The organism is Periweissella beninensis (assembly GCF_016908275.1).
GTDB lineage: Bacteria > Bacillota > Bacilli > Lactobacillales > Lactobacillaceae > Periweissella > Periweissella beninensis.
In genome coordinates this window covers 1-11,255 of sequence record NZ_JAFBDN010000034.1, presented here as the reverse complement: position 1 = coordinate 11,255, position 11,255 = coordinate 1, and the positions used below count along the sequence as shown (strand labels likewise).

The following is an 11,255-nucleotide window of genomic DNA, read 5'->3' as shown; positions in this document are numbered from 1 at the left end:
GTAGCCAACGGCTACCAAAATAATATCTTTTTGGAAATGTCGCCCTTTAAAATAATTTTCCATCATCGCTACCTCGCTTTTTAGGCTAATTATACTCAAAATAAGTTTACCTGAAAAATTTTGCACCAGAACCGTGTTATCAGCTGCTATTATTTTAGGTGGTACTTTTGCGGCATTAATTCCGTCAGGTGTGTTAACCCTAATTCAGGTCGCCATTGCTGTGATGATTGGTTTAGTAATTTTAGCAGTAATTTTAGCAGTAATTTTACCAATTATTATCCCAAGTGCAATGTGTTTAACGTATCCATTGCAGGATAAATTTACTGACAATGCTGAATAGGTTAAGCGAAACAGGTATACTTAAAGAAAACTTTAAAACCTGGAGGCCGGTTGTGAAATATACTGAAAAGCAAATTTATTTAAAAATTGTACAATTAATCGGAAATAAAGGGCCAAACTTTACAACTGCAGAATTGGCCCAGCATTTAAAAGTAAGTAAGCGAACAATTTATGAATTGTTTAGTAATAAAGCTACGATGCTTGATCAAACAATTGATTTCATTTTTATGAATGTGGCGGCAAGTGATGTAGCTATTTTAGCGCAAAAAAAAATTCCTAATAATGAAATATTAAATCAGTATATTAATAATTTTCCGCATACTTATGATGTTGATAAATTTTTACAACATGGGGATGAAATTGCGAGACGGTACCCTAAACAATGGGCGCGAATTGAATTAAAACTAGATGAAATCGGTGCAAATTTATACGCCATTTTAGTTAATAATCCAGAGGTCAGAAAGTTAAGTACAACCGAACAACAATTGGTTTTATTGATAATTCAACAAACGAGCCGGCAATTGCTCCAAGTGAATTATTTAAAAGAGCATAAATTAGAATTTAAGAGTGCGTTACAGAGTTTATATAAAATAATTTTACAAGGAATTTTAAAATAAACGACCGTCAAATAGGATTGTGTGATTTGTTCAACTGGACAAACCACAGTCCTATTTTGGGTGCGATGCTAGTGAACTACTATTAACCGTTGTTGATAACGGTTTTAGCAGTAAGTGACAACTATGATATAAATTGAGGTGCTAAGATGAGATTTTTACATACAGCTGATTGGCATATTGGTAAACAGCTTAATCAGTATGATTTATTAGAAGTTCAAAAAGATGCTTTTAGGCAAATTAAAGCAATTGCGAAAAAGGCTAAAGTTGATGGCATAATCGTGGCCGGTGATTTATATGATCGTGCAATTCCAGCAACAAGAGCAATCGGTGCATTTGATCAAATGTTAAAAGAGTTAAATATTGAGCTTGGGCTACCAATATATGCAATTGCTGGTAATCATGATGGCGCTAATCGCTTAAATTTTGCACGTTCGTGGTTTGGTAAAAATGAATTATATCTAAATACGCAGCTCGCCGAAGCTTTTACCCCAATTGAAAATGACGAATGCCAAGTGTTTCTCTTACCATTTTTTGATCCCCAAGACGCACGTATTTATTATCATGAATCAATTGAAAGTGGTAACTTAAGAACAATCAATCAAGCAATGCAGCGAGTGATTGCGGATATGATAAAGCAATTTAAGCCGGAGAAACGCCACATATTAGTGACACACTTTAATGTCCAGGGACAGGATAATCAAGACTATGAATTAACATCAGAAACAACTTCAATTGTAGGGGGGTTAAAGAGTATTGATAGTAACTTACTAACAGCCTTTGACTACGTTGCATTGGGACATTTGCACCTATGGCAAGCTTCGCCTAATCAGAAAATGCGGTATAGTGGTTCGCCGGTTAAATTTAATACAAAAGAAGCTAAGAATAAGAAAGGGGTCTATATTGTTGATGTACCAAAAAGTGGGGCGATTAAATATGAATTTGCAGAAATTAAACCATTAAAAGATCTGATAGTTATTAAAGCAACTTATACAGATTTGATAACAGCCACCTTTTATAAGCAATATCCACATAAAGGCCAAGCCTTTTTTAGTATAAAAATACTTGATCGGCCACAGGTCAAAAATGTTCGTCAAAATTTAGAACAAATATATGGTGATATTGTTGAGATTGAATATATGCCGGCTAAATCAACAACTGAAGCAATGACAAAAATGGTTAAGCGGACGCAATTAAGTGAGACGGCACTAATTGGCCAATTTTATCAAGATGTTACTAAACAAACAATTAATGAACACCAACAACAGATTATTGAAGATATATTAGTCGAATTAAAGCGGGAACAGGAGAAATAACATGCGACCTTTAAAATTAGAAATGGATTATTTTGGCCCGTACCAACACGCTAGTATTGATTTTTCTAAATTTACGAATGTCCCACTATTTCTAATTAGTGGGCCAACAGGGGCTGGGAAAACGACCATTTTTGATGCAATGACATATGCGCTATTTGATGTAGGAAGTGGTAGTCGTCAACCAGAAGAAATGCGCTCTGATTTTGCATCAGCCACAGACTTTACTGAAGTTAGGTTTCAGTTTGAACATCAAGGTAAAAGGTATCTAGTAATTCGGTCACCGCAACAAGAGCGTGCTAAAAAGCGAACTAGTGGTACTAAAATCGAAAAAGCGCAAGCTAGCATTGCTGAATATGATAGTGTGAATAAGCAGGAAATTGGGATGGGCTTTACTAAAAAAACGGAAGTAAATCTATTCTTAAGTGAGCTTTTGGGCTTAACAGCTGAGCAATTTCGGCAAATAATTTTATTACCACAAGCTCAATTTCAAAAATTTTTAGCAGCTAAAAGTGATAAAAAAGAGGAAATCTTACGGCAACTATTTGGGACGGGCTATTTTCGGGCGTTCATGGATAAATTAAAAGAACGGCAAAAAAGTTTAAATAAAGATGCAGAAACATTGTCAATGGAGTTAAAAACCTTATTTAGCAGTATCGAGTGGCGTGTTGAACAAGCTGAACAATTTAAAGAGGCCCGTGATTTAACAGAACAAAAAAATGTTTTAACCCAGGCAATACGAGCACAAGAAAAAACTGTTGCGGCAGCTAAAGAACATACTGATAATACGGCCAATCACTTAGTAAGTGTTTCCAGAGCATATGAGCAAGGTTTGCAATTAAAAAATGTCTATGATCAGTTAATAAACCAAGAAGAAAAGCAAGCAGAGCTAACCGCAGCAGCAGGAACCATAAATAAGGCTAAACAACAATTACTTAAATATCAGTGGGCCCAAAATAACCTGAATTTGTATCAACAGCTCGCTGAGTTAGCACAACAAAGCGCTACAGGGACAACGGCATTGGATAAAGAGACCCAAGTTTATACGCAGATAAGTAGTGAAATAAAAAAAGAGGAAATTAAGCTTAACAAATTACAGGCAAATGATATTAATATTGCTAAAATGCAAGCCATGCAACAGACATTATTAACGGCCACCTTACCAGCACTTAAACAACGCAATCAGTTATTAAGCGTAACGAGTGAGAATCAGAAGCAATTAGCTGTCTTAATGGAGCAGCAAGGTATCTTGAAACAGGAGTTAACAACGCAAGCAGAGCAACAGCAAGCAATGATTGTTGAAAAACAAGAACTAAGTGCTCAGTTAGCAACTAAAGACTTTTATTATGAAGCACTACGAAACTTTAACGATTTAGTGAGTCAAGCGACTGCAATAGTAACTTTAAAAGATGAAAAGCACCAATTAGAAATTAAAAGCGACACATTACGTGAACAGGCAAGTGAATTAATTAAGACAATCGAAAAATTGGAGCGCCAAATAGCTTTACAAAGAAAAACACGTAGAACACTAATGATTAAACAATTGCAAAATGAACTAACAGATGACATGCCATGTGTAGTTTGTGGTGCATTGGAACATCCTAACAGCGCCACAGGTGCATTAGTAACCGATCAACAAATTAAAGTAGCAATTGAACAGTTAGAAAAAACTGAACAACAACTACCACAAAAAAAGGCAGAATTAGCACAAGTTGAGCAGGAAAAACGTGTTAATGCTGAGAAACTAACCACCACTACTGAAGAACTAACCACGCAAAATAGTCAACTTGAGCATGGTTGGCAGTGTTTATTGCAAAAATTAACTGGCAATTTTGAAAATGTTAACTGGTCTGAAAAATTTGATGCAACAAGTGGTAAAGCAAGTTTTAAACTAGTCAATGATAATTTGAGGAATGCTACTGAACAGATTGAGAAACTAAATGAAAAGCAACAAAAGAGTACACAAGTAATTGATGAATTAAAACAAAAAATTGCTGCAAATCGTGCTACTAATACATTAATTGAACAAAATAGCAAACAAACCAACCAAGTTTTAACTAGTCTAGACAAGCAACAACCAGAATTGCGGACATTGGATAAGACAAGTGTTCAAAATGAAATTACTACGCTAGAAAATCAAATCAACCAGCAACAAAAAGCTTTAAGAGAGCAACAAGCCAAATTACAAGAGCTAAAATTAAGTGAAGCAACAAGTTTAAGTAGGGTCAAAACGTTACAAGATAACTTGGAGCATGCACAACAGACATTGGTTACTAAGCAAGCTGTATGGGAAAATGAAATTTTGTTAAGTGCACCAGGTAAATTAACCACTAGCGAAATCAGTAAGTTAATGAATGATACGATGAAGGCAAATCCAATTAGTGAATTGGTAGCTAAAATTAAGCAATATGAAACGCGGCTTGAAGAAACTGAGCGAAATATTCAGGAATTAACACAAAAAATTGATCAGCAAACATTGCCGGATTTAACAGAATTAATGCGAAATCGGGAAGAGGCAAAAGTTTCACATGAAACATGCCAACAGCGACTATTTGAACAGACAACACAGTTAAACGTGTTGAATAAAATTGATCAACAAATTACGCAAATTTTAGCAAAACAGGGACAAAAAATGCAAGAATTGGCGGATATAAGCCAATTAGCTGGGGTCATTAATGGCAATAATTTAGAAAATTTACCACTAGAACGTTACATTTTACAAAGTTATTTATTAGAAGTTTTAGAATATGCAAATTACAACTACTTAGGGCAACTAACAAATGGCCGATATCAATTTAGATTAAAACAAGAAAAAGCAAGTCGTAGTAATCAAACTGGTTTAGAAATTGAAGTGTATGATAACGATGTTAATGAATACCGATCAGTTGAAACATTATCGGGTGGTGAAAGTTTTCTAGCAGCTTTAGCCATTGCGTTGGCGTTAGCTGCTGTAATTCAAAATAAGGCAGGGGGCGTTGCTATTGATGCGTTATTCATTGATGAAGGATTTGGTGCATTGGATCAAGAAACATTAGCTAAAGCAATGGCAACACTTGCTGATTTAGAACAAAGTGGGCGCATGATTGGTGTCATTTCACATGTAACTTCAATGCAGGAACAAATAGGTCAACAATTATTGATAAAAAAGGCCGGTGATGGGCAAAGTACAATTACATATAGTTTGTTGTAGTTATTAATTGTGTTTTGATAAAAATACTGCGTATAGTATTTATATAACAAATGCGGCATATCGCTTGAACATTTGTTGAAAAAATGGTACTATACTTAATTGTTAGTGTTCTTTAACAAAAGAGCACTTCCTTACTACTTAACAGATAAGTAGTCATAGACCACAAGGAGGAGAACAGTTCAAATGACTTACGAATTAACTTACATCATTCGTCCTGATTTGGATAGCGAAGCAAAGACTGCATTGGTAGAACGCTTCGATAAAATCTTGACTGATAACGGTGCAGCGGTTGCTGATTCAAAGGACTGGTCAACTCGTCGTTTTGCTTACGAAATTGCTAACTACCGTGAAGGTACTTACCACGTAGTTAACTTTTCAGCAAACGATGACGCGGCTATCAACGAATTTGACCGTTTGGCTAAAATCAGCCAAGACATCTTGCGTCACATGATTGTTAAGCGTGAAGCTTAATACTCATTGATATCAATTGCGTTAATGTTATACGTGAAAGGAGCATTATTAGGTTATGATTAATCGCGTTGTCTTAATTGGTCGGCTAACTCGTGATATCGAATTGCGTTATACGCAAGGTGGTACTGCGGTTGGTTCATTTACTATTGCAGTAAATCGCCAATTTACTAATCAACAAGGTGAGCGTGAAGCTGATTTTATTAACGCTGTTATTTGGCGGAAAGCAGCTGAAAACTTAGCTAACTTTACCCACAAAGGTTCTTTGATTGGCATTGAAGGTCGCTTGCAGACTCGTAATTACGAAAATCAGCAAGGAAATCGCGTTTATGTTACTGAAGTTGTTGTTGAAAACTTCTCATTGTTAGAATCACGTAACGATACTAATCGCAGTAGTGATAATAATAATGATTTTAGCAACAATGGTAATTATAATAATGCTAACACATCATCAAATAATGGTAATTCGTATGGTGGGAATAATTTTGGTGGCAACACACAAAATCAAAGTACGGATCCATTTGCTGCAAATAGTCAAGAAATTGATATTTCAGATGATGATTTACCATTCTAAAATAGGAGGAATTTTGTCATGGCTCAACAACGTCGTGGCGGTAACCGTCGTCGCCGTAAGGTAGACTTCATTGCTGCTAACCACATTGAATATGTTGATTACAAGGACACAGAATTGTTGGAACGTTTTATCTCTGAACGGGGTAAGATCTTGCCACGCCGTGTTACTGGTACTTCAGCTAAGAACCAACGTAAGCTTACAACCGCTATTAAGCGTGCTCGTATCATGGGCTTACTACCATTCGTTGCTGAAGACTAATTAATGTCTTTTAGAACAGTACTTTGCTTATATTGAGCAAAGTACTGTTTTTTGTTGCAGTTTTGGAGTGCAAATAACGAAATATTTAAAATTATTACGTAGCTAGCAGAACTAAATTTTTAAAATATGGTAAAATGGACGTTAAGAATATCTAAAGATTGATGGGGTATGAATCGTGAGACGATTCTTTAATGTCAATAAATTACCAGAATTTTTACAAAATAGTAGAATACGAATTTTATTTGGGTTCATTGCTTGTTTAGCGGTGATTGGTTTAGTCGCGGCTTTTTTTGCACAAATAATATTTGGATGGGTTTTTTTAATAATTGAAATTAGTGTTTTAATATCCATTATCCAAATTTTGAAACAAATCAGTGCAGATTCAACACAGTATATTTCGGATTTATCGTTTAGAATCGAGCGTGGTGAACAAGAAGCATTAATTCAAATGCCATTAGGGATTATTTTATTTAATGACAAAGGGGATGTCAGTTGGATTAATCCATATATGCAACAGTTCTTTGCTGATCAATATATTATTGGTAAACAGCTAGAAATAACTAATCCTGATTTAGCAGAGCTAATTGAAGCACAGCGTGAGTCAACCAATAATGTTGAAATTACGTGGAATGGTAAGCGATTTTCGTTATATGTCCAATCAAATTTACGCGTTGTTTATATGATGGATGTTACACAATATGCGGAAATTGAACAACGTTATTATGATGAAAAATTAGTATTTGGCATGGTGTCACTTGATAATTATGAAGAAATTGCTGAACGACTAAATGATTCCGAAACATCAGCATTACGATCATATGTGACCAAGGAGTTAACGCAATGGACGGAAGCACATGCAATGTATATGCGTCGGCTGAATGCAACGCATTATTTTATTTTAGGCCATGCTGCAGGGTTATTGAGTGCTGAAAATGATAAATTTTCAGTGTTAGATAAAATTCGGGAGACAACATCAAAGCAAAACTTACCAGTCACCTTAAGTGTTGGAATTGCCTATAATGGGGATAACTTGGCTAAACTTGCGCAACAAGCACAAGCTAATTTAGACCTAGCACTAGGGCGAGGGGGCGATCAAGTGGTCGTCAAAGCAAGTAATGCTGATGCCCGCTTTTATGGTGGAAAAAGTAACCCGATGGAGAAGCGCACGCGTGTACGGGCAAGAATGATTTCACAAGCTTTAAGCGAGTTAATTATGCAAGCAGATCAAGTTTTCATTATGGGTCATAGTAATCCTGATATGGACTCAGTAGGTGCTGCGTTGGGTTTACGTAGAATTGTACAAATGAACAATAAGCCAGCTTCAATTATTCTTGACCGGACCAATGTGCACAGTGATTTACAAATGTTGTTAGAACAAGTTGAAAAAACTGAAGTTGATAATCAAGCATTTATTTCGTATGAGGAGTCATTAGTTAATTCTTCAGAGGATAGTTTGTTGATTATGGTTGATCATTCAAAACCAACTATTTCAATGGAACCACAGTTGTATCATAAACTAAGTGGACGTACGGTTATTATTGATCATCACCGTCGGGGGGAAGAATTTCCCCAAAATCCAATGTTGGTATATATTGAACCCTATGCTTCATCAACAGCAGAATTAGTGACTGAGTTATTTGAGTATCAGAATAAGGAACAAGATCCGATTAATCGGATTGAAGCAACTGCGTTATTAGCCGGGATCCAGATTGATACCAAATCATTTACCTTACGAACAGGAACGAGAACATTTGATGCGGCTAGTTATTTGCGTTCGGCTGGTGCAGATGCAGCATTAATTCAGCAGTTTATGAAAGAAAATGTCAATAGCTATATGGCAAGAAATCATTTAATTGAATCAGTTGAAATCATTGATAATGCAGCCATTGCCATCGGTGAAGATGATGTTGTTTATGATAATGTAGTGGCTGCGCAAGCTGCTGATTCATTATTACAGATGATTGGAGTTGAACAGTCCTTTACCATTACGTTACGTTCTGATGGTAAGGTTGGTATTTCCGCACGCTCGACAGGACAAATTAACGTGCAAGTTGTGATGGAAAAAATGGGCGGTGGTGGTCATTTATCAAATGCCGCAACGCAGATTGAAAATAGGACCGTTAGTGAAGTACGAAAGCAGTTAATCGAGTTATTAAAAGATGAAGAAATATAGAGGTATGCAAGCATGAAAGTCATTTTTTTAGAAGATGTTAAAGGTCGCGGCAAAAAGGGCGATATTAAAGAAATTCCAGATGGTTATGCGAATTTTTTGATTAAAAATAAGCAAGCATCAATTGCTAATAATTCAGCAATGAGTGTGGTTCGAGGGCAAGCGAAGGCTAAACAACGTGAGGCACAAGCTGAACTTGATACTGCCAAAGAATTAAAAGCTAAATTGGAAGCTGAAAAGACGATTGTAGAGATTAATGCAAAGGCTGGTGCAGATGGCCGTTTATTTGGCGCGATTTCATCAAAACAAGTAGCTGAGGCTTTACAGAAACAATTTAAATTGAAAATTGATAAACGGAAAATGGAAATGAAACAACCAATTCGTTCACTTGGTTATACGAATGTGCCAGTTAAATTACACCATGAAGTAGAAGCAACTATTCGTGTGCATGTTAGTGAATAAGCGTAATTAACTTAAATTAGAGCGTGGCTGATCAGTAATCAGTTGCGTTCTTTTAATTCAGATTAAAGGAGGTTTTGACATGGATAATGACGAAATGCGCTTACCACCACAAAATGTTGAGGCAGAACAATCAGTTCTGGGTGCCATTTTTTTGAGTGTAACACAGCAAGATGCTTTGGCAGAAGCAGCACAATATTTACAACCAACTGATTTTTATCGGCAAGCACATCGGTTAATCTTTAAAACTATGTTAGATTTAGATAATGATGGGCGACCAATTGATCCGGTTACATTACAAGACCGCCTTGCCAGTGAAGGTAACCTAGAAAACATTGGCGGTGTTGCTTACTTAGCTGAGCTAGCAGGTTCGGTACCAACTGCAGCTAACATTGGCTATTATGCTCAAATTGTTAAAGAAAAGGCTGTTCTTAGAGGTGCAATTGATGTAATGACAACAGGTATTACAGATGCCTTTACAGAAGAACAAAATAGTGATGATTTATTAGCGAATATAACCACTAAGCTTGAAAAAATTGCAGAAAATAAAATAACTAGTGATTTCCTAAATATTCAAGACGTTTTGAATGAAGCATTTAGAGAAATTGAAGCTAATTCACAAAATAATGAAATTGTGACAGGGTTACCATCTGGATATGCTGAATTAGATAAGTTGACGACAGGCTTTCATCCTGGTGAATTAATTATTATTGCGGCGCGACCTGCGATGGGTAAAACAGCATTTGTTTTAAATATTGCACAAAATGTTGCTGTGAAGTCTGGGGCAGTGGTTGCAATGTTTGAGTTGGAGATGAGTGCTAGTGGCTTAGTTCAACGGCTATTAGCCTCACAAGGAAGCATAAACTCAAATCATATGCGGACAGGTAATTTGGAGACGGATGAGTGGCAAAATCTAATGGTTGCAATGCAAACATTGGCTCAAACAAAGCTATTTATTGATGATACACCGGGCATTAAAATCTCAGATATTCGAGCTAAATTACGAAGACTGGAAAAAGAACAAGGCCAAATTGGCTTGGTGGTTATTGATTATTTACAATTAATTGAGTCAAATAATCATGAAAATCGGCAACAAGAAGTTTCGGATATTTCACGGGCTTTAAAAAAACTATCAAAAGAATTAAATGCGCCCGTAATTGCTTTATCACAATTATCGCGGAGTGTTGAACAACGGCAAGATAAACGACCAGTGTTATCAGATATTCGAGAGTCAGGTTCAATTGAACAAGACGCGGACATTGTGGCATTTTTGTATCGTGATGATTACTATGATCGTGATGATAATGATAGTGATGATTCACAGACTGATCCACGTGATACTTTAGAAAATGACGCGGGGCCAATTGAAGTGATAATTGAAAAAAATCGGTCAGGGGCCCGGGGTACGGCAAAATTATTATTCATTAAGTCGTATAATAAATTTAGTTCATTAGCATATGTTGACGAACCACAAAGTTAAATTTAAGAAATAGAAACCGAATAATAGCAAAAAGAATAAAAGTCAGTAGGTTATCCACAACTGTGGATAACCTGTTAATAAATTACTGGATAATACACAGGAAACCTAGTAGCTTGGGTAAAAACACCATTTTAAATAATTGTGGAAAAGTAAATAAACTTAGCAATATGGTTATATAGTAGGGTTTTAAATAATTAAAGCAACATGCGTAGTGGCATTAGGCACCTTGTGTATAAAAAATGGTAGGCTTGGATATATTAACTAGCTATTTTAAGTCGTTAATAAAAAGTAAATATTTAGGCTCTTTGTCAAATGGTACTGATAGACTAAATAATTAAATTAATTTATTAAGCAACTAATTCATAATTTGGATTAGTTGTTTTTTTGTAA

At 35.8% G+C, this 11,255-nt stretch carries 9 protein-coding genes and 1 pseudogene; all 10 read left to right on the top strand.

Going from position 1 to position 11,255, the window contains the following annotated elements:
- Positions 1 to 133: 133 nt before the first annotated feature.
- Positions 134 to 340: pseudogene (locus tag JOC59_RS08490) on the top strand (hypothetical protein); the annotation flags it as partial.
- A 52-nt stretch (positions 341 to 392) separates the two neighbouring features.
- Positions 393 to 956 carry a TetR/AcrR family transcriptional regulator gene (locus JOC59_RS08485; protein ID WP_205144338.1) on the top strand — a complete coding sequence of 188 codons (564 nt, stop codon included), beginning with the start codon at positions 393 to 395 and terminating at the stop codon, positions 954 to 956.
- Between the two features lie 146 nt (positions 957 to 1,102).
- On the top strand, positions 1,103 to 2,269 hold the full coding sequence (locus JOC59_RS08480; protein ID WP_205144337.1) for an exonuclease SbcCD subunit D: 1,167 nt from the start codon (positions 1,103 to 1,105) through the stop codon (positions 2,267 to 2,269).
- A gap of 1 nt (position 2,270) precedes the next feature.
- Positions 2,271 to 5,456 (top strand): AAA family ATPase, encoded by a 3,186-nt coding sequence (locus JOC59_RS08475; RefSeq protein WP_205144336.1) that lies wholly within the window; start codon positions 2,271 to 2,273, stop codon positions 5,454 to 5,456.
- A 183-nt stretch (positions 5,457 to 5,639) separates the two neighbouring features.
- Complete coding sequence (rpsF, locus tag JOC59_RS08470; protein WP_205144335.1) at positions 5,640 to 5,927, top strand: 30S ribosomal protein S6; 288 nt, start codon at positions 5,640 to 5,642, stop codon at positions 5,925 to 5,927.
- Between the two features lie 55 nt (positions 5,928 to 5,982).
- On the top strand, positions 5,983 to 6,498 hold the full coding sequence (gene ssb, locus JOC59_RS08465; RefSeq protein ID WP_205144334.1) for a single-stranded DNA-binding protein: 516 nt from the start codon (positions 5,983 to 5,985) through the stop codon (positions 6,496 to 6,498).
- An 18-nt stretch (positions 6,499 to 6,516) separates the two neighbouring features.
- Complete coding sequence (rpsR, locus tag JOC59_RS08460) at positions 6,517 to 6,756, top strand: 30S ribosomal protein S18 (RefSeq protein WP_168721843.1); 240 nt, start codon at positions 6,517 to 6,519, stop codon at positions 6,754 to 6,756.
- 175 nt (positions 6,757 to 6,931) lie between these two features.
- Positions 6,932 to 8,929, top strand: a complete 1,998-nt coding sequence (locus tag JOC59_RS08455) for a GGDEF domain-containing protein (RefSeq protein ID WP_205144333.1) — start codon at positions 6,932 to 6,934, stop codon at positions 8,927 to 8,929.
- 12 nt (positions 8,930 to 8,941) lie between these two features.
- Positions 8,942 to 9,388, top strand: coding sequence for a 50S ribosomal protein L9 (gene rplI / locus JOC59_RS08450; protein ID WP_205144332.1), 447 nt, complete (start codon positions 8,942 to 8,944; stop codon positions 9,386 to 9,388).
- 79 nt (positions 9,389 to 9,467) lie between these two features.
- Positions 9,468 to 10,865, top strand: coding sequence for a replicative DNA helicase (gene dnaB, locus JOC59_RS08445; protein ID WP_205144331.1), 1,398 nt, complete (start codon positions 9,468 to 9,470; stop codon positions 10,863 to 10,865).
- Positions 10,866 to 11,255: the final 390 nt, after the last annotated feature.

Excerpts from the sequence above, each read along its gene's own strand:
- rpsR (WP_168721843.1), top strand. The coding sequence starts at position 6,517 with ATGGCTCAACAACGTCGTGGCGGTAACCGTCGTCGCCGTAAGGTAGAC.
- JOC59_RS08480 (WP_205144337.1), top strand. The coding sequence starts at position 1,103 with ATGAGATTTTTACATACAGCTGATTGGCATATTGGTAAACAGCTTAAT.
- dnaB (WP_205144331.1), top strand. The coding sequence starts at position 9,468 with ATGGATAATGACGAAATGCGCTTACCACCACAAAATGTTGAGGCAGAA.
- ssb (WP_205144334.1), top strand. The coding sequence starts at position 5,983 with ATGATTAATCGCGTTGTCTTAATTGGTCGGCTAACTCGTGATATCGAA.
- rpsF (WP_205144335.1), top strand. The coding sequence starts at position 5,640 with ATGACTTACGAATTAACTTACATCATTCGTCCTGATTTGGATAGCGAA.
- JOC59_RS08475 (WP_205144336.1), top strand. The coding sequence starts at position 2,271 with ATGCGACCTTTAAAATTAGAAATGGATTATTTTGGCCCGTACCAACAC.
- rplI (WP_205144332.1), top strand. The coding sequence starts at position 8,942 with ATGAAAGTCATTTTTTTAGAAGATGTTAAAGGTCGCGGCAAAAAGGGC.